Source organism: Blattabacterium cuenoti, assembly GCF_014251775.1.
GTDB classification, from domain to species: domain Bacteria; phylum Bacteroidota; class Bacteroidia; order Flavobacteriales; family Blattabacteriaceae; genus Blattabacterium; species Blattabacterium cuenoti_H.
Genome location: NZ_CP059199.1, coordinates 159,342 through 178,027, shown reverse-complemented (window position 1 = coordinate 178,027; position 18,686 = coordinate 159,342). Strand labels below are relative to the sequence as shown.

Sequence of the window (18,686 nt, the reverse complement as noted above, 5' to 3'; positions counted from 1 at the left end):
ATTATGTTTAAAAATTTACAAGAAAAAATTAACAAAGCTTTTTATATTTTAAAAGGGGATAATAAAGTAACAGAGATTAATATCTCTATTGTATTAAAAGATATTGGAAAAGCTCTGATAGATTCAGATGTAAATCATGAAATAGTAAAAAATTTTATTAAAAAAGTTAGAGATAAATCTATTGGAAAAAAAATTTTTAGCTCTTTGAATCCCAAACAAATAATTATTAAATCTGTATATGATGAATTAGTTCAAATAATGGGAGGAAAAAATATAGGAATAAATATTTCAAAAAAAACTTCTATTATTTTAATATGTGGATTACAAGGAAGTGGAAAAACATCTTTTTCTTCTAAACTCGCATTCTTTTTAAAAAAGAAAGGGAATAATCCTATTTTAGTATCTGCAGATGTTTATCGTCCTGCTGCTATAGATCAATTAAATGCATTAGCAAAAAAAATTAATATTCCAGTATTTTCTTTAAAAGATAATAATAATGTATTAGATATTATAAATCAATCAATTAGTTATGCTACTACTAATAATAAAAATATAATAATTATTGATACAGCTGGTAGGTTAGGAGTAGATCGTTTTATGATGGATGAAATTAAGAATATTCATAATACTTTCCATCCTAGTGAAACTTTATTGGTAGTAGATTCTATGACTGGACAAGATGGAGTAAATACTGCTAAAATTTTCTCAAAAACATTAAACATTAATGGTTGTGTCATTACAAAATTAGATGGAGATAGTAAAGGAGGTGTGGCTTTAACTATTTCTAGTATAATTAAAAAACCTATTAAATTTATAAGTATTGGGGAAAAAATAGAAGATATAGAAATATTCTATCCTGATAGAATGGCTAATCGGATTATAGGAATGGGGGATGTTGTCACTTTAGTTGAAAAGGTACAAGAACAATTTGATGAAAAAAGTACCAAAAAAATTTATAAAAAGATTTCAGATAATCAATTTAATTTTTATGATTTTTTAGATCAGATAAAGAGAATAAGAAAAATAGGAAATATAAAAAATATAATTTCTATGATTCCGGGTATAGGAAATAAATTTTTTTTAGATGATAAAATAGTATCCTTTAAAAGGATAGAGTCAATCATTTTATCTATGACTCCTTACGAAAGAAATAATCCAAATATATTCTCTTCAGCATCTGGAATTAGTAGAAAAAAAAGGATCTCTAAAGGTTCTGGAATTTCTTTAAAAGAAATAGATATTTTTCTAAAAAATTTTAATGGAATGAATAAAATAATGAAAAATATTAATCCTACTTCAGGGAACAATATGATAAAAGATTTTTTATCCAAAATAATGGATAAAAAAGATATGTTTTGATTTTTTTTTGAATTAAACTTTTATTTTACTTTTTTTTATTGAAAATATCTTTAATTTTGTTGGTTTTAATTAAGATATATCAATTAATTATGATAGTAAAGCTTGGATTTTCTATTTTAAAAAAATCATGATGTCATGGAATATTTTTTAAATAGAGATAGATTTTTAAGCGTTTTAAAAAATGTTTTAATTTGGGATGTTATTGTTATTGGTGGTGGAGCCACAGGTATAGGTATAGCTTTAGATTCTTCTTCGAGAGGTTATAAAACTCTTCTTTTAGAACAATCTGATTTTTCTAAAGGGACTTCTAGTCGTAGTACAAAATTAATTCATGGCGGAATCCGTTATTTAGCCCAAGGAAATATAAAGTTAGTATATGAAGCATTACGAGAAAGGGGGTATTTATTAAAAAATGCTCCTCATTTAGTGAAGAAAAAAAAATTTATTATTCCTATTTTTAGTTGGAAAATGGGAATATTATATTGGACAGGATTAAAATTGTATGAATGGCTATCTGGTTCTTTTAGTTTTGGAAACTCTATTTTTTTATCTAAAAATGAAGTTTTAAAAAATTTTCCTGATATAAAAAATAATGGATTAAAAGGAGGAATTTTATATTATGATGGACAATTTGATGATGCACGTTTATCTATTAATCTTGCACAAACTTGCGTTAAAAAAGGGGGGGTTTTATTAAATTATTTTCAGGTTAAGGAACTAAAAAAAAATAATGGAAAAATATCAGGAGTATTAGCGGTTGATATAGAAACTAAAAAAGAATATTCTCTTTCATCGAAAGTAGTTATTAACGCAACTGGTATTTTTTCTGAATCAATTTCTAAAATGGATAATCCTAAATGTTCTTTATTGATTAAACCTAGTCAGGGCACTCATATTGTATTAAGTAAATCTTTTTTTAGCAGTGAGGATTCTATAGTAATTCCTAAAACTAAAGATGGTAGAATTCTATTTTGTATACCATGGTATGATCATGTTTTAGTAGGAACTACAGATACTCAATTAAAGAATAATAAAAATATTTTGGATCCCATTCCATTAGAAGAAGAAATAGATTTTATTTTACAAACTTTTGAAAAATATTTTATTAAAAAACCTAAAAAAAGTGATATATTGAGTGCTTTTTCTGGTCTTCGTCCTCTTTTTTATCCTAATAATAATTCTACTAAAACTAAAGATATTTCTAGATCACATAAAATTATAATTAGTTATTCTGGATTAATTAGTATTATAGGTGGAAAATGGACTACATATAGAAAAATGGCTGAAGATGCCATTAATAAAGCTATCGATATCGGTCATTTAAATAAAAATTATTCCATAACAAAAAATTTAAAAATTCATGGATCACATTGCTCATTAAGCAATGATAAAAATTTTTATTGGGATAAATACGGGGAAGATCAATATCATATTAAAGATTTAATAAAAAAATATCCTTCATTAGGAAAAAATATTTTTACGAAAAATAATATATTTTGTTTAACGAAAGCTGAAGTTGTATGGATGGTACGTTATGAAATGGCTAGAACTATTGAAGATATTTTAGCGAGAAGATTCCGTTTATTATTTTTAAATGCAAAAAAAGCAATACAAATAGCACCTAAAATAGCATCTTTAATGTCTAAAGAACTTTCTCAAGATAAGAATTGGGAGAAATCGCAAGTAACCTCTTTTATTAGATTAGCGAGAAAATACTATTATCCTTCATCAAATAAACAATAGAAAAAGAAGTTTAAATTTCTTTGTTTTGTTATGAAAAAATATATCCTATCCTTAGATCAAGGAACTACTAGTTCTAGAGCTATTATTTTCGATAAAATTGGTAATATTATTTCAGTAGCTCAAAGAGAGTTCACTCAAATATATCCTTCTCCTGGATGGGTTGAACATAATGCAGAAGAAATTTGGTCTACACAAGCATCAGTTGCACTAGAAGCAATGTTAAAAGCAAATTTAAGTGGAGATAACATTATATCTATAGGAATAACAAATCAAAGAGAAACTACTGTAATATGGGATAAAAAAACAGGAATTCCCATTTTTAATGCTATAGTATGGCAAGATAGAAGAACGTATCAATATTGTGATTATCTTAAGAAAGAAGGATTAACTAAAATGATTAGAAATAAAACTGGTCTTATAATAGACCCTTATTTTTCTGCTACTAAAATTAAATGGATATTAGATAATGTTCCAGGAGCAAAAAAAAAAGCTTATTCAGGATCTTTAGCTTTTGGAACTATAGATTCTTGGCTAATATGGAATTTAACCGGTAAAAAAATACATGTCACAGATGTTACAAATGCATCTAGAACTATGTTATTTAATATTCATTCTCTTAATTGGGATAATGAATTGATTAATTTATTTAATATTCCAATATCTATGTTACCAGAAGTTAAATCATCTAGTGAAATATTTGGATATACTACTGGAAATATTTTATCAAAAAAAATTCCTATTTCTGGAATTGCAGGTGATCAACAAGCCTCTCTTTTTGGTCAAATGTGTACTAAAATTGGTATGGTTAAAAATACTTATGGTACAGGATGTTTTATGTTAATGAATGTAGGGGATATTCCAGTTTTTTCTAGAAATAATTTAATTACTACCATAGCTTGGAAGATAAAAAATAAAGTTCAATATGCTTTAGAAGGGAGTGTTTTTATTGCAGGCGCTGTTGTACAGTGGCTTAGAGATGGATTAGGAATATTATCTTCTTCTAAACAATCCGAAGAATTAGCTAATTTAGTTAAAAATACGGAAGGATTATATATAGTTCCTGCTTTTTCAGGTTTAGGGGCTCCATATTGGGATCAAAAAGCTCGTGGAATTATTGTGGGAATAACAAGAGGAACTACATCAGCTCATTTTGTTCGTGCAGCTTTAGAAAGTATTGCATTTCAAAATATGGATGTAATTAAAGCTATGGAAGCTGATTCTGGAATTCCTATTAAGGAACTCCGTGTTGATGGAGGTGCTACAGTAAATCAGTTATTAATGCAGTTTCAGTCAGATATTTTAAATGTAAAAGTAGTAAAATATAAAATATCAGAATTAACCGCTGCTGGTGCAGCATATTTATCAGGATTAGCGGTAAACTATTGGACTAGTTTAGAAGATATAAAAAGTAAATGGAATATGAATAAAATTGTTTTTTATCCAAAAAAAATGGAAAATCGTATGGATAGAATTAGAGGTTGGGAAAAAGCAATTAAAACAGTTAGAGCATGGTCTTTACAATAAAAAAAGTAAATAAAAATATTTTAAATTCTTATGAAAGAAATATATGCAGAAATTATAGGGACAACAATTTTAGTGCTTTTAGGTAATGGAGTAGTAGCTAATGTTGTATTGTCAAAAACTAAAGGAAATGAAAAAAATGGCGAATGGTTAACTATTACTATAGGATGGGCTTTAGCCGTATTTATGGGAATAGTAGTGGCAGATCCTTATAGTGGAGCACATTTAAATCCTTGTGTAACATTAAGTTATGCGATAATTGGAAAAATTAATTGGAATGTAGTCCCCTATTATATTATTTCTCAAATAATTGGATCTATGCTAGGATCTTTAATGGTATGGATTTTATATAAAGATTATTTTTCATTAACAAAAAATGAACAAGATAAATTATCTGTTTTTGTTACTATTCCTGGAATTAGAAATTTTTTTTCTAATTTTTTTAGCGAAGTTTTAGCAACTTTTGTATTTATTTTTATTTCATTTTTTATTAGATCAAATGGATTTTTAGTATTTATAGATAAAAAATTTCCAATGTGGATTGGTTCTATAGGATATTTACCGAATTCTTTATTAATTTTAGGTATTATTCTATCTTTGGGAGGAGTTACTGGCCCTGCTATAAATCCGGCTAGAGATTTAGGACCTAGAATCATTCATTCTATTGTCCCTATCCCTAAAAAAGGAGGGAGTAATTGGGATTATGCAATGGTACCAATTTTAGGTCCGATTTTAGGTAGTATAATAGCTGCAAAATTATATTTATTTTTATAAATAAATTTTTGTATATGAATGAAAATAATAATAAATGGATTCATTCAGATAGAGATCACAGAATAATAGGTAAAAATTTAAAATTATTTACTTTTTCTAATAATGTAGGCGCTGGATTACCATTATGGTTACCAAAAGGAACTATAATTAGAAGTAATTTAGAAAAATTTTTAATTGATATACAAAAAAAATCAGGATATGAAATGGTAATTACTCCACATATTGGAAATAAAAAATTGTATATCCAAAGTGGACATTGGAATAAATATGGAAAAGATAGCTTTAAGCCTATTGAAACACCTCGTAATAAAGAAGAATTTGTATTAAAACCTATGAATTGTCCTCATCATTGTGAAATTTTTCGATCTCAAGAATGGTCTTATCGGGACTTGCCTAAACGTTTTGCTGAATTTGGAACTGTGTATAGATACGAAAAAAGTGGCGAACTTCATGGGTTAACTCGAGTTAGAGCTTTTACTCAAGATGATGCACATATTTTTTGTACGTATGATCAATTATCAAAAGAATTTAAAAAAGTTATAAACTTAGTATTTTATATATTTCAATGTTTAGGTTTTTTGGAATATAAAGTTAGGATTTCTTTAAAAGATCCTAATAATAATCATGATTATATAGGATCTAAAGAGAATTGGGAAAAAGCAGAAAAAATAATTCTTAAATTAGTTAAAGAAGAAAATATAAAAGCTACTATTCATTATGGAGAAGCAGCATTTTATGGACCTAAATTGGATTTTTTAATAAAAGATTCTTTAGGAAGAGACTGGCAACTAGGAACTATTCAATTAGATTATAATTTACCCGAAAGATTTGATCTTTATTACAGAGGAAAAAATAATGAAAAACATAGACCTGTAATGATTCATAGAGCCCCATTTGGTTCTTTAGAACGGATTATTGCAATAATGATAGAACATACTAAAGGAAATTTTCCTTTATGGATGGTGCCAGATCAAGTAGTAATTTTACCTATTAGTGATAAATATATAATATATGCAAAAAAAATTTTAAATTTAATGTTAAATAATGATATTAGAGTTTTTATTGATAATAGAAATGAAAAAATTAATAAAAGAATTAGAGATTCTGAAAATAAAAAAATACCTTATATGATTATTTTAGGAGAAAAAGAAGAAAGAGAAAAATCTATCTCATTGAGGTGTCATGGTATAGGACATATAGGAAAATTTTCTTATATTGATGGAATTAAAAATATTTTAAGTAAAATCAATTTTTAAACTTTTTAATACTATAAAAAAAAAATATTCGAGGATAAATAAGAAAAGGAAAGTATATCGACCAATATATAAAAAAAGAAATATTCATCGTATTAATAATAATATTAATTCGGATATAATTCGTTTAGTTGGTGATTCCTCTATTAAAAATGGAATATATTCTACAAAAGATATATTATCTATTGCTGAAAATATAGGTTTAGATTTAGTTGAGATTAATCCTAAATTAAAACCTCCAGTATGTAAGATACTAGATTATAAAAAATATTTATACGAACAAAAAAAAAAGAAAAAACAATTTAAATCTAAACAAACAAAGGTAAATACTAAAGAAATCCGATTTGGCCCTCAAATAGGTGATCATGATGGTAAAGTTAAAATAAAAAGTGCAGAAAAATTTTTAATGCGAGGAGATAAAGTAAAGGTATTTGTTTTTTTTAAAGGTCGTTCTATAGTTTATAAAGAACAAGGAAAAATTAAATTATTAAAATTTGCTGAAGAAATAGAAGAATATGGAAAAGTAGAACAGATGCCAGTTATGGAAGGAAAAAGGATGTATATGATTATAGCTCCAAAAAAAATTATTACAAAATAAATTATTCCAATGCCAAAATTAAAAACAAAATCAGGATCAAAAAAAAGATTTAAAAAAACATGTAGTGGTTTTATAAAAAAAAAACATTCATTTAAAAGCCATTTACTTACGAAAAAATCTAAAAAAAGAAAACGTCATCTTAATAAGTTTTCTTTACTAAAGAAATCTGATTTTAAAAATATTAAGAAACAAATATAATTATGCCAAGATCTACAAATGCAGTTGCTTCTAGAAGAAGAAGAAAGAAAATTTTAAAATTAGCTAAAGGATTTCATGGTGCAAGAAGTAAAGTTTATACTGTTGCGAAAAATGCAGTAGAGAAATCCTTTTTGTATGCTTTTTCAGGTAGAAAAAAAAGAAAAAGAGATTTTAGATCTCTTTGGATTCAACGTATAAATGCAGGAGTCCGTCAATATGGAAAATCTTATTCTGATTTTATTAATAAATTATATAAAAAAAATATTAAAATTAATAGAAAAGTATTATCTGATATTTCATATAATGATCCAAGTACTCTTAAGAAATTAATAGATTTTATTTATTAATTTTATTCACTATTCATATTCTTTATAGAAGATAATTTTTTTTCTATTAACTTTTTTTTTCTTTTTGATAAGTAATCAATAAAAAGTTTTCCTTCTATATGATCATATTCATGTAATATAACTCTGGCACAGATTCCAGTAAATATTTTTTTTTTTTTTTCTAGATTGTTATTATAATATTCAATTAATACATTAGATTTTCTTTTTATATAACTATTAATTCCCGGAAAGCTTAGACATCCTTCATTAAAAAAATACTCTTTTCCATAAAGTTTTATTATTTTTGCATTAATAAATACTTCTTTATAATTTTTAACTTTTTTTCCAATAATAAATGGAATATCTACTATAAAAATTCTTATATTTTTTCCTATTTGTGGAGCTGCTAATCCTAATCCTTTTACCTGATGGATAGTTTCAAACATATCTTTTATCAATTGGTTAATTTCTTTTTTATATAATATAGCATCTATATCTAAATTCTTTTTCCTTAAAATAGGGTTCCCATAAAATATTATAGGTAATATCATTTTATATTATAATCTATAAATTTTTATTTTTTAATGTAATCTTTCTAAGATAAGACTGTAAAATTATAGTGGCACTAATTTTATTTAAAATTTTTTTTTTTCTCTTATTTTTTTTTAGCCCAGATGATATCATATAATAAAAAGATAATTTAGAAGTAAAACGTTCATCTATTCTTATTATTGATACTTTTGGATATTTTTTGCAAAAAACAGCCAAAAAATCTTGAATTTTTTTTTCTAAAAAAAATTCAAGATTATTATTTAATTTTTTTGGTAATCCTACTATTAATTTTTCAATTTCTTCTTTATAAATTATTGATTCTAAATATATCATTAATTTTTTAGTTGGAATAGCGTCTAATCCAAATGCAAATATTTTATTTTGATCCGTTATGGATAATCCAGTAATAATTATTCCATAATCTATTCCTAATATTTTTCCCATCTATTATAATATTTTTATTATATTTAATTCATATATCAAATTTATATAGAAAAAAGTGAATAAATTAAAGTTAAAAATAGAAAATTCATGGAATAAAAAAGATATATGGTCAATTGATCAAAATATAAAACAATCAATTATAGAAGTAATTGATCATATAGAAAATGGTAAGATTAGAGTATGCGAATTTTTAGATGAAAAATGGATAGTTAATGAATGGATAAAAAAAGCTATAATAATGTTTTTTACAGTCAAAAAAATGAATAAAATTAAATTTGGACCGTTTGAATTTTATGATAAAATCCCCATAAAAAAAAAATTTAAAGAAAAGGGTGTCAGAGTAGTCCCTCATGCTATAGCTCGTTATGGTTCGTATATAGCCCCTGGAGTAGTTTTAATGCCTTCTTACGTTAATATAGGTTCATATATTGGAGAAGGCACTATGATAGATACATGGGCAACAGTAGGTAGTTGTGCTCAAGTCGGAAAAAAAGTACATATAAGTGGGGGAGTAGGCATAGGAGGTGTTTTAGAACCTGTACAAGCTAATCCAGTGATAATTGAAGATGACGTTTTTATAGGTTCTAGGTGTATTCTGGTTGAAGGTGTGCTTATAAAAAAAGGTGCTGTATTAGGAGCTAATGTAGTTTTAACTACATCCACTAAAATTTTTGATGTGACTAATAATAATCTACCTGTTGAAATAAAAGGAGTAATTCCTGAAAATTCAGTAGTTATTCCGGGATCTTATCCTAAAAATTTTCCTGCAGGAAAATTTTATGTTCCATGTGCTTTAATAATAGGAAAAAGAAAAGAAAGCACCAATAAAAAAACTTCATTAAATGATGCGTTAAGAACACATAATATATCCGTATAAATTATGTCTTTTTCTAAGGAAATAGAAAAAAGTTTAAAAATATTAAAAAAAGGAAAAATTTTGTTATATCCAACAGATACTGTATGGGGGTTGGGATGCGATGCTTTTAACATAAATGCTATAAAAAAAATATATGAAATAAAGAAACGAAATCACATAAAATCTATGATTATTTTGGTAGACAATATTAATCGTTTACGAAATTTAGTTGGAAATATTACTGATTTTACTAAAAAAATAATATTAGATAATTTTATTAATCAACAAAAACCAATTACAATAGTTTATAACAATATTAAAAATAATTTAATTAAATTTATTCATAATAAAAATAAATTAGCAATCCGTTTAACTCACGATTCATTTTGCAATTGTTTAATTAAAGAATTAAATAGACCTATTGTTTCTACTTCTGCTAATTTTTCAGGAGGAAAAACTCCTATGAAATTTAAAGAAATTAATCCGATTATTTTAAATAGTATAGATTATGCAGTAAATTTAAGAAGAAATGAAAAATCTATTTACAATGGATCAAAAATTATAGAGATTAATTCAAATAATTTTAACATATTACGTGTATAATATGAATTTATCAAAAGCTATTAGAAAAAATATATTTCAAATTGTCAGTCATTCTTCTAAAGTAATAAAACAAGATAGTTATATAATAGGCGGATATGTCCGTGACTTATTATTAAGAAAAATAAAGTCATGCGATTTAGATATCCTAACAATAGGAGAAGGAATACGGTTAGCTAAAGAAGTGGCTAAAAATATTTATAAATATACTAAAGTTTTTCATCCTATAAGGATGTTTAAACGTTATGGGACTGCAATGCTTAAATACGATAATCAAACAATAGAATTTGTTGGATCTAGAATTGAGTCCTATCCTAATCCAAATAGTAGAAATCCAATTGTAAAATTAGGGACATTACAGGATGATCAAAATAGAAGAGATTTTACAATTAATACTTTAGCTATTAGTTTAAATAGTAATAATTATGGAGAATTAATAGATCCTTTTGGAGGGGTATCAGATTTAAAAAATAAAATATTGAAGACTCCATTAAATGCGGATATTACTTATTCAGATGATCCCCTGAGAATGTTACGGGCTATAAGATTTGCTACTGAACTTCAGTTTTTTATTGAAAAAAAATCATTCCAATCTATAAAAAAAAATAAGAATAGAATTAATATTCTTCCTAAAGAAAGAATTATAGAAGAATTTAATAAAATATTATTATCTAGTAAACCATCTATTGGATTACTATTAATGAAAAAATCTGGATTATTATCAATTATATTACCAGAATTATCTGTATTAGAAGGAATAGAAGAAAAAGATGGATTTAAACATAAAGATAATTTTTATCATACTTTGCAAGTAGTTGATAATTTAAGTCGAGAAAAATGTAATTCTTTATGGTTAAAATGGGTAGGATTATTACACGATATAGGAAAAACTCAAACAAAAAAATTTTTTCCAAAAGTAGGTTGGACTTTTCATTCACACGAATATGTAGGTAGTCAAATGATTTCTAATATTTTCAAAAGACTAAAATTACCTAAAGGAAATATTTTAAAATATGTAAAAAAAATGGTCAAAAATAGTTATAGACCAATTTCATTAGTAGGAAATAATATTAGTGATTCTGCAATACGGAGATTATTATTTGATTTAGGAAACGATATAGAAGACTTAATAAAGTTAAGTTTATCTGATATTACTACTGGTAGTATAGAAAAAAAAAAACAATATGAGAATAATATATCTTTTCTTATCAAGAGAATAAAACAAATAGAGAATAAAGATTGTATTATGAATTGGAAATCTCCAATATCCGGAAATGATATTATGAGTGCATTTGATATTAATCCTTGTAAAAAAATAGGAATTATAAAAAATTATATTAAAAATTCTATTTTAGAAGGAAAAATATCTAATGATTTTAGTTCAGCTTATTATTTTATGTTAAAAAAGGGAAAAGAATTAGGATTAAAAAAAAAATAAGTTTTTTATGTCATTTTTTAAAAAAATTCAAAAAAATAAGAATCTACTATTATTAGTTCATAATAATCCAGATGGAGATGCTTTAGGATCATCTTTAGCACTTATGTTTTATTTTATTAAGTTAAAATACAATGTAAATATAGTATCTCCTACAAAATTTTCAGAAAATTTATCCTGGCTCCCAGGAACTGAAAAAATAATTTTTTGTAATAAAAAAAATTATTTTTTAGTAAAAAAAATTATTTTTAAATCAGATTTTATTTTTTTTATAGATTTTAATAATTATTCAAGGATAAGTACTGCTATAAAAGAATTACTCTATAATTCTGTATCTAAAAAAATTTTGATTGATCATCATCCTAATCCTACTAAATTTGATGTCATGATCCATGATTCAACCGTACCAGCTACAAGTATATTAGTATATAGAATAATATCAGATATGAATAATTTAGACAAAATCGATCAAAAAATTTCTACATGTTTATATATTGGTATAATGATGGATACAGGATGTTTTCGGTTTCCTTCTGTAACTTCAGAAACTCATTTAATTGCATCGAAATTAATGAAAAATAATTTAGATCTACATAATATTTATAATAAATATAATGATAAATATAATGAAAATAAATTGAAATTGCTATCTATAGCATTAAATAGATTAAAAGTTATAAAAAAATATCATATTGCTTATACTAGTATAAAATCATCTGATATTTTTTATCCATATCAACAGGGGGATTCTGATGGAATTGTTGGTTATGGTTTAGGGATCAAAAATGTTATTTTATCTGTATTCTTTTTTCAAGAAAAGGATGAATATCCTATTAAAATTTCTTTTCGTTCAAAGGGCGATTTTGATGTAAATAAATTTTCTAAAAAATATTTTGGGGGAGGTGGACATAAAAATGCATCAGGAGGAATATTAAAAAAAAGTTTATCTGAAACAATTCAATATTTTTTAACTATAATACAAAATTACTATGATATAATTAAACTTTCCATTTAATACTACATCCATAACTATTTTTTATGATTGGTAATTTTGTTTTATCTAGTTTTTTAAATAAAATCATTTTTAATATATGTACTATATCGTTTCCAGTAATAGGTAAATTATTATCTGGTCTAGAATTGTCAAATTGTCCATTATATATTAATATTCCATTTCCCGAAAAAATAAAAAATTCAGGTGTGCATTTTGCTTGATAATATTTTGCCACTTCTTGAGTTTCATCAAAAAAATAAGGAAAAGTATATCCAAATTGAATGGATATTTTTTTCATATTTTTTGGAGAATCTTGAGGATATTGATCAGGATCGTTTGGATTAATTGCTAAAAAAGATATTTCTTTAGAACTAAAATAGTTTGATAAACTAACAATTTTATGATTAATATGTTTAACATATGGACAATGATTACATATAAACATTATTACATTAGCTTTTCTAGAAAAAAAATTTGAAAAATTTTTTTTCTCTCCCGAATTTACCTCAAATAATTTGAAGTTTTTCATAATAATTTTCTTATTATCTGAAGAATAAGTAACTACCATTATAATTAAGATTTTTTATTTTATTATTTTATTTTGATAAATAAGATATTTTTTTTTCTCTTCTTTAGCTAGTTCATTATCTATTAATATTCTTCCACTATGTTCATCTATTAAAATATTATTTCTTTGAATTAATTCAGAATATTTTTGAGGAGTTATAGCTAAATAAGATCCTAAAGGAGCACCTCGTTCAACTGGAGCTACAGCGATTCCATTTTTTACTTTTTCTCTTATTCTTTGATAAGACTTTAATAATTTTTCATCTAACTTTTTAGAAAGCTTTAATGATTTTTCATATAAAATTTTTTCCTCTTTATCATTTTTTGATAAAGTATTGTTAAATTCTTCTTCTTTATAAGAAGAATGTTTTTTTTTATTATTTAATGTATTTTCTTTATCAATTATTAATTTTTTTTTATTTTTCATTATAATATTTAATTCATTAATTTTTTTTTTCAATAATTGAATTTCTAATTTTTGATAATCAATTTCTTTATCAATTGAATATAATTCTTTGCTGTTTTTTACATTGTTTCTTTGATTTTTATATTTTATAATTAAATTTTCAGATTTTTTAATATCTTCTTCTTTTTTATTTATGTTATTTTTTATAGAACAAATTTCTTTTTCAAGATTATTTAAATCATTTTTTATATTATATAATTCATTATTCATATTTTTTATTTCTTCTGGAAGATTATTTCTAAATTTTTTTATTTCATCTATTCTAGTATCTATTAATTGAATATTATATAATATTTTCAATTTTTCTACTATAGAATTTTTATTACTTTTTTTTATTTCACGAATCATTTTTTATGAAAAATATTTAACTGGATTAGTATCAATTTTTGATTCATAAGCAAAAATAGAAGGAAATTTTTTTTCCAAAAAAGTTTTTAACATTTTTTTTACAAATTTTTCTGATTCATAATGTCCTATATCTACAATCAACATTTCTTGATTTGATTTGAAAAAATCATGATATTTTATGTCAGAAGAAATAAAAACATCTGATCCTTCTTTCATAGCGGGAATTATTCCAAAACTACCAGATCCAGTAATTATTGATACTTTTTTTATATTTTTTTTTCTTAATTGAGAATGTCTTATAAACAATAAATTCATTTTTTTTTTTAAAAAAAATAGAAAATCATATTCATTCATTTCTTTTTCAAGAATTCCAATAATCCCTATTCCAACTCTAAAATTAATATTTTCTATATTATGTACTTCATAAGCAATTTCTTCATAAGGATGATTTTTAAAAAGTGCTTTTTTTATTTTATTCCATTTGTAATATGGAAAAATTACACTAATACATGTTTCTTCTTCCATATGAAATTTTTTTTTACTACCACGAAATGGTTTAGTTTTTTCGTTTCCCATATAGCTTCCTATTCCATTAATATTATAACTACAATGACTATAATCAGAAATATTTCCCGCTCCAGCATCAAATAAAGAATTTCTTAATTTTTTAGCGTAATCTAATGGAACATAGGTATACAATTTCTTTAAAATATTTTTTTTTGGAATTAGTACTTTTTCTTTATTAATTTTTAAAATTTTACTTATATAAGAATTAGTACCTTCCCAAATAGAATCTAGATTTGTATGAATAACATAAATAGATATATCATTCTTTAATGCATGAATAATAATTTTATCATAAATATTTTCTATAATTAGACTTTTTTTTGGCTTAAAAATAATAGGATGAAAAGTTATTATAAAATTACAATTTTTTTTTATTGATTCTATTAAAACATTTTCCGTTAAATCTAACGTAATTAATATATTTGTAACTATTTGATTATAAGATCCTATTATTAAACCCACATTATCATATGGCTCTGCATATTCTATTGGAGCTAAATTTTCTAATTGATAAATTAGATCCTTTATTAATATTTTCATAAAAATTTAAAATAAAATTTATTTTTTAATTTCATATATAAATATTCAAAATTATGAATCATAAAAAACCAAAATGGATAAGAGTAAAACTTCCTATAGGAAAAAATTATCAAAAAATAAAAAATCTTATAAAATTAAATGATTTAAATACAGTATGTCAAAGCGCAAGTTGTCCAAACATAGGGGAGTGTTGGGGAAAAGGAGTAGCTACTTTTATGATATTAGGAAATATATGTACAAGATCTTGTAGATTTTGCGGAATAAAAAAAGGAAGACCAAAAAAATTAGATAGGGAAGAACCTAAGAAAATAGCAGAATCTATAATGACATTAAAAACTAAACATGTTGTTTTAACTTCTGTAAATAGAGATGATTTAAAAGATATGGGGGTTTCTATATGGGTAGAAACCATAAAAAAAATAAGAAATTTAAATAATTCTATTACCATAGAGGCATTAATTCCTGATTTTAAAGGAGATAAAAAAATAATAGAAGAAATTATTAATATTGAACCAGAAATAATTTCTCATAATGTAGAAACAGTTTTTAGGTTAACCAAAAAAGTTCGTGTTCAAGCAAAATATAATAGGAGTCTTGAAGTATTAGAATATATAAAAATAAAAAATCATAAAATAAGAACAAAAACAGGAATAATGTTGGGGTTAGGTGAAACAAAAGAAGAAATTATCGATACTATGATAGATATAAAGAAATCTAAGGTAGATATATTAACAATAGGTCAATATTTACAACCTTCCTCTAAACATTATCCTATATATACATTTATTAGTCCAGAAATGTTTCAAGATTTAAAAAAAATTGGATTAAAAATGGGATTTTTATATGTAGAAAGTGGCCCATTGGTTAGATCTTCTTATCACGCTGATAAACACGTAAAATAAAAATTTTCATTTAATAATTCTTTTTTTGGAAAGAATAATTATATTTTTTTGAATTCCACATATTATAATATTTTAAAAATTCTATGATATAATAAGATATATATGATTGATTTTTTTCAATTTTAGATAAAATAATAAGTTGTTTAGTAGGACGAGTAGTAGCGACATATAATAAATTAATATTATCAAATATTGTATTCGATAATATTTTTTCATAAATTTCTCGTATACTGTTTATATTTTTATAATATGATTTTATTTCTAAAAATAAACTATTTATTCCCATATATAATTTTGGATTAATGTCAATCCATTTTATTTTTTCACTATTTAAATATAAATTCCAATCAACAAAAGGTAAAATTACTACAGGAAATTGTAATCCTTTAGATTTATGAATAGTCATAATTCGAATAGATTTTTTAAAATTATTACTAATAATAATATTATCTTTATTATCTTCCCAATATTTTAAAAAATCTATAATTGAATTTCCAATTTTTCTTGTAAATCTGTAAACAAAATCTAAAAATGTATAAATATATATTAAATTATTTTTACTTAATAAATCAAAAAAATCAATAATATATTCTGATATATCATATATAGATTTATTATATAATTTATTTTCTATAAATATATTTATTACATTTTTTTTCTTTTTCTTCAAAGAAAAAAAAATTTCCTTAATAAAATATTCCATAGGTAAATGGATAATTTTTTTAATAAAATTATGTATATAATTTTTAGTAACTTTAATTATATTACTTTTTATTAATAATAAAATTAAAGAAACTCTTTTTTCTTGATCCAAAGGATTTTTTAAAAAATATAAAAAATTTATGATTATTTGTATTTCAAAATAATTTTTTATCAAAAAAGATATAGATGTATTTACATTTATTCCGTTCATAATTAATTTATCTGATAAATAACTACCTTCTTCATTTGTTCTGACTAGAATTGCTATATCTGAAAAAGAATATTTTTTTTCTAAAAGTTTTTTTATTTGAATAATAACATTTTTATATATATTTTCTCTATATTTTTTCCTATTAATTGCATTAATTAGTTGTAATCTTACATATCCCGTATCATTTATATGATGTATTTTTTGTTTAGCATTTTTATATAAATTTTTATAAATTAAACATTTAAATATTTTTGATATAAATGGATAAAATGAATTATTGAATTTGACAATTTCTTTACAACTACGAAAATTATATTTTAAAATTTCTAATTTTTTTTTATAAGCAGTGCTATAAGAATAAATTAAATGAAAAAATTGTTGCGAATTTCCTCCTCTCCATCTATAAATAGATTGTTTAGGATCTCCTACTACGATAGCTGAACCATTTTCTGATAATGAGTTTTCAATCAATATTTCAATATTTTTCCATTGCATATATGATATATCTTGAAATTCATCTATAAAATAATATTTATATTGTATACCAATTTTTTCATAAATTTTAGGTAATGAATGATTAATTCTTTCATAAAGAACTTGATTGAGTTCTTCCTTTAAAAGGATATTATTTTCTCTTTTTATTAAAGTAAATTCTTTATTTATTTCGTCAACTATGGATAATAGATTAATACTTTTTAAAAAAAATTTATCTAAAATATAAGATGAGATATTTTTTTCATATAGATATTTTGTTTCTTTATATAAAGAAATAATATATCTTATTAATTTTATGGTTTTTTTTTTATTTTCTTTTATAAAATTTTTAGAAAAAATTTTTTTATTTTTTACATTTATTTCAATCCTTTTTTTAAAAGGATTTATAATAATATTTTCCATTAAAAACTTTATAAAAAAATTTGGAATATCTGAGTAGATAAAACAATTTTTAGGAATTGATTTCTTTTCGAGAAAATTAAAAAATTTATTACCTTGTTCTTTACAAAGATTTTCAAATTTTTTAGTTCTTTTCCTTATAATATGTTTTAGTTGAATTAAATTTTCTTTAGAAAAGTTTTTCATTTTTTTCATATGAAAAAAATGATTTTCATTAATCATTATGAGAGCTATATTATATATTTCTTTTCTTAAATTCCAATTTTTTCCATGTTTTATTTCTTCTATAAAAAATTGAATAAAATTTCTGTAATATTTTTTTGAATTTTTTATTTTATATATAATATTATCAACGATTTTTGATAAAAAATTATGAGAATTCATCTCTAAAGATAAATTAGGAGAAAAAGATCGAATAATGCGATAAGTAAATTTATCAATAGTGCTAATACTATTGGAAAAAGTATAAAAATCAGAAAAAATTTCTTTTTCTATATTTTTAGAACGTTTATATAATTCATCTTTTGTTAACTGACAATTATCTATAATAAAATTATAAAAAATATTATATTTATTTCTAATTTTTTGATTAGAAAAATCTTTAATGCATTCTAAAATATGATTTTTTATATCATCACATGATTTTTTATTAAAAGTTAAAACTAAATTAGTCTTAAATTTTTTTGGATCATTACTATTAAATAATATATATAAATAGTTTTTAATTAAAAAAAAAGTTTTTCCTGATCCGGCTGATGCATTGCATATTTTCAACGTACCTGACTCTAACATAATTATAATTAATATAGTTTTATTGTAAAATGGTTATATACTCA

The 18,686-nt window shown here is 23.0% G+C and carries 19 protein-coding genes; 13 read left to right on the top strand and 6 right to left on the bottom strand.

Annotated elements, in window-relative coordinates; genetic code table 11:
* Positions 1–3: 3 nt before the first annotated feature.
* From ffh to rplT, 8 genes are all read left to right on the top strand, one after another.
* Positions 4–1,359 carry a signal recognition particle protein gene (gene ffh, locus H0H58_RS00855; RefSeq protein WP_185865161.1) on the top strand — a complete coding sequence of 452 codons (1,356 nt, stop codon included), beginning with the start codon at positions 4–6 and terminating at the stop codon, positions 1,357–1,359.
* 135 nt (positions 1,360–1,494) lie between these two features.
* Complete coding sequence (locus H0H58_RS00850; RefSeq protein WP_185865160.1) at positions 1,495–3,102, top strand: glycerol-3-phosphate dehydrogenase/oxidase; 1,608 nt, start codon at positions 1,495–1,497, stop codon at positions 3,100–3,102.
* Between the two features lie 30 nt (positions 3,103–3,132).
* Positions 3,133–4,626 (top strand): glycerol kinase GlpK, encoded by a 1,494-nt coding sequence (gene glpK / locus H0H58_RS00845; RefSeq protein WP_185865159.1) that lies wholly within the window; start codon positions 3,133–3,135, stop codon positions 4,624–4,626.
* Positions 4,627–4,656: 30 nt separating this feature from the next.
* Positions 4,657–5,397, top strand: coding sequence for an MIP/aquaporin family protein (locus H0H58_RS00840; protein ID WP_185865158.1), 741 nt, complete (start codon positions 4,657–4,659; stop codon positions 5,395–5,397).
* A gap of 14 nt (positions 5,398–5,411) precedes the next feature.
* Positions 5,412–6,653 (top strand): threonine--tRNA ligase, encoded by a 1,242-nt coding sequence (thrS, locus tag H0H58_RS00835; protein WP_185865157.1) that lies wholly within the window; start codon positions 5,412–5,414, stop codon positions 6,651–6,653.
* 64 nt (positions 6,654–6,717) lie between these two features.
* Positions 6,718–7,248 (top strand): translation initiation factor IF-3, encoded by a 531-nt coding sequence (infC, locus tag H0H58_RS00830; protein WP_185865273.1) that lies wholly within the window; start codon positions 6,718–6,720, stop codon positions 7,246–7,248.
* A gap of 9 nt (positions 7,249–7,257) precedes the next feature.
* A complete protein-coding gene (gene rpmI, locus H0H58_RS00825) occupies positions 7,258–7,446 on the top strand; it encodes a 50S ribosomal protein L35 (RefSeq protein ID WP_185865156.1) in 189 nt (62 codons plus the stop codon).
* 2 nt (positions 7,447–7,448) lie between these two features.
* Positions 7,449–7,793, top strand: coding sequence for a 50S ribosomal protein L20 (gene rplT / locus H0H58_RS00820; protein WP_185865155.1), 345 nt, complete (start codon positions 7,449–7,451; stop codon positions 7,791–7,793).
* Between the two features lie 2 nt (positions 7,794–7,795).
* Here rplT and def read toward each other — a convergent pair whose 3' ends face one another.
* Positions 7,796–8,323, bottom strand: coding sequence for a peptide deformylase (gene def / locus H0H58_RS00815; RefSeq protein WP_185865154.1), 528 nt, complete (start codon positions 8,321–8,323; stop codon positions 7,796–7,798).
* A 13-nt stretch (positions 8,324–8,336) separates the two neighbouring features.
* Positions 8,337–8,768 carry a RuvX/YqgF family protein gene (locus H0H58_RS00810; RefSeq protein WP_185865153.1) on the bottom strand — a complete coding sequence of 144 codons (432 nt, stop codon included), beginning with the start codon at positions 8,766–8,768 and terminating at the stop codon, positions 8,337–8,339.
* 55 nt (positions 8,769–8,823) lie between these two features.
* On the opposite strand from H0H58_RS00810, the gene H0H58_RS00805 reads away from it, so the two are divergent.
* From H0H58_RS00805 to H0H58_RS00790, 4 genes are read left to right on the top strand one after another with little or no spacing between them, the layout of a single operon-like run.
* Positions 8,824–9,645 carry a 2,3,4,5-tetrahydropyridine-2,6-dicarboxylate N-succinyltransferase gene (locus H0H58_RS00805; RefSeq protein WP_185865152.1) on the top strand — a complete coding sequence of 274 codons (822 nt, stop codon included), beginning with the start codon at positions 8,824–8,826 and terminating at the stop codon, positions 9,643–9,645.
* A gap of 3 nt (positions 9,646–9,648) precedes the next feature.
* On the top strand, positions 9,649–10,227 hold the full coding sequence (locus tag H0H58_RS00800; protein ID WP_185865151.1) for an L-threonylcarbamoyladenylate synthase: 579 nt from the start codon (positions 9,649–9,651) through the stop codon (positions 10,225–10,227).
* Between the two features lies 1 nt (position 10,228).
* Positions 10,229–11,662 (top strand): CCA tRNA nucleotidyltransferase, encoded by a 1,434-nt coding sequence (locus H0H58_RS00795; RefSeq protein ID WP_185865150.1) that lies wholly within the window; start codon positions 10,229–10,231, stop codon positions 11,660–11,662.
* 7 nt (positions 11,663–11,669) lie between these two features.
* Positions 11,670–12,674 (top strand): DHH family phosphoesterase, encoded by a 1,005-nt coding sequence (locus H0H58_RS00790; RefSeq protein WP_185865149.1) that lies wholly within the window; start codon positions 11,670–11,672, stop codon positions 12,672–12,674.
* Here H0H58_RS00790 and H0H58_RS00785 read toward each other — a convergent pair.
* From H0H58_RS00785 to H0H58_RS00775, 3 genes are read right to left on the bottom strand one after another with little or no spacing between them, the layout of a single operon-like run.
* Entirely contained in the window at positions 12,658–13,221 is a 564-nt protein-coding gene (locus H0H58_RS00785; RefSeq protein WP_185865148.1) for a thioredoxin family protein, read from the bottom strand. The genes H0H58_RS00790 and H0H58_RS00785 overlap by 17 nt on opposite strands.
* Before the next feature lie 15 nt (positions 13,222–13,236).
* Complete coding sequence (locus tag H0H58_RS00780; protein ID WP_185865147.1) at positions 13,237–14,034, bottom strand: zinc ribbon domain-containing protein; 798 nt, start codon at positions 14,032–14,034, stop codon at positions 13,237–13,239.
* A gap of 3 nt (positions 14,035–14,037) precedes the next feature.
* Entirely contained in the window at positions 14,038–15,141 is a 1,104-nt protein-coding gene (locus H0H58_RS00775; RefSeq protein ID WP_185865146.1) for a Nif3-like dinuclear metal center hexameric protein, read from the bottom strand.
* A 53-nt stretch (positions 15,142–15,194) separates the two neighbouring features.
* On the opposite strand from H0H58_RS00775, the gene lipA reads away from it, so the two are divergent.
* Positions 15,195–16,043, top strand: a complete 849-nt coding sequence (gene lipA, locus H0H58_RS00770; protein ID WP_185865145.1) for a lipoyl synthase — start codon at positions 15,195–15,197, stop codon at positions 16,041–16,043.
* Between the two features lie 10 nt (positions 16,044–16,053).
* Here the strand turns inward: lipA and H0H58_RS00765 are convergent, their stop codons facing one another.
* The gene (locus H0H58_RS00765; protein WP_185865144.1) at positions 16,054–18,642 is read right to left on the bottom strand and encodes a UvrD-helicase domain-containing protein; all 2,589 of its coding nucleotides are present in this window, start codon (positions 18,640–18,642) and stop codon (positions 16,054–16,056) included.
* Positions 18,643–18,686 lie beyond the last annotated feature (44 nt).

Bases quoted from the DNA above. Each gene is read 5' to 3' on its own strand.
- ffh (WP_185865161.1), top strand. From the start codon at position 4: ATGTTTAAAAATTTACAAGAAAAAATTAACAAAGCTTTTTATATTTTA.
- H0H58_RS00850 (WP_185865160.1), top strand. From the start codon at position 1,495: ATGGAATATTTTTTAAATAGAGATAGATTTTTAAGCGTTTTAAAAAAT.
- glpK (WP_185865159.1), top strand. From the start codon at position 3,133: ATGAAAAAATATATCCTATCCTTAGATCAAGGAACTACTAGTTCTAGA.
- H0H58_RS00840 (WP_185865158.1), top strand. From the start codon at position 4,657: ATGAAAGAAATATATGCAGAAATTATAGGGACAACAATTTTAGTGCTT.
- thrS (WP_185865157.1), top strand. From the start codon at position 5,412: ATGAATGAAAATAATAATAAATGGATTCATTCAGATAGAGATCACAGA.
- rpmI (WP_185865156.1), top strand. From the start codon at position 7,258: ATGCCAAAATTAAAAACAAAATCAGGATCAAAAAAAAGATTTAAAAAA.
- rplT (WP_185865155.1), top strand. From the start codon at position 7,449: ATGCCAAGATCTACAAATGCAGTTGCTTCTAGAAGAAGAAGAAAGAAA.
- def (WP_185865154.1), bottom strand. From the start codon at position 8,323: ATGATATTACCTATAATATTTTATGGGAACCCTATTTTAAGGAAAAAG.
- H0H58_RS00810 (WP_185865153.1), bottom strand. From the start codon at position 8,768: ATGGGAAAAATATTAGGAATAGATTATGGAATAATTATTACTGGATTA.
- H0H58_RS00800 (WP_185865151.1), top strand. From the start codon at position 9,649: ATGTCTTTTTCTAAGGAAATAGAAAAAAGTTTAAAAATATTAAAAAAA.
- H0H58_RS00795 (WP_185865150.1), top strand. From the start codon at position 10,229: ATGAATTTATCAAAAGCTATTAGAAAAAATATATTTCAAATTGTCAGT.
- H0H58_RS00790 (WP_185865149.1), top strand. From the start codon at position 11,670: ATGTCATTTTTTAAAAAAATTCAAAAAAATAAGAATCTACTATTATTA.
- H0H58_RS00785 (WP_185865148.1), bottom strand. From the start codon at position 13,221: ATGGTAGTTACTTATTCTTCAGATAATAAGAAAATTATTATGAAAAAC.
- H0H58_RS00780 (WP_185865147.1), bottom strand. From the start codon at position 14,034: ATGATTCGTGAAATAAAAAAAAGTAATAAAAATTCTATAGTAGAAAAA.
- H0H58_RS00775 (WP_185865146.1), bottom strand. From the start codon at position 15,141: ATGAAAATATTAATAAAGGATCTAATTTATCAATTAGAAAATTTAGCT.
- lipA (WP_185865145.1), top strand. From the start codon at position 15,195: ATGAATCATAAAAAACCAAAATGGATAAGAGTAAAACTTCCTATAGGA.
- H0H58_RS00765 (WP_185865144.1), bottom strand. From the start codon at position 18,642: ATGTTAGAGTCAGGTACGTTGAAAATATGCAATGCATCAGCCGGATCA.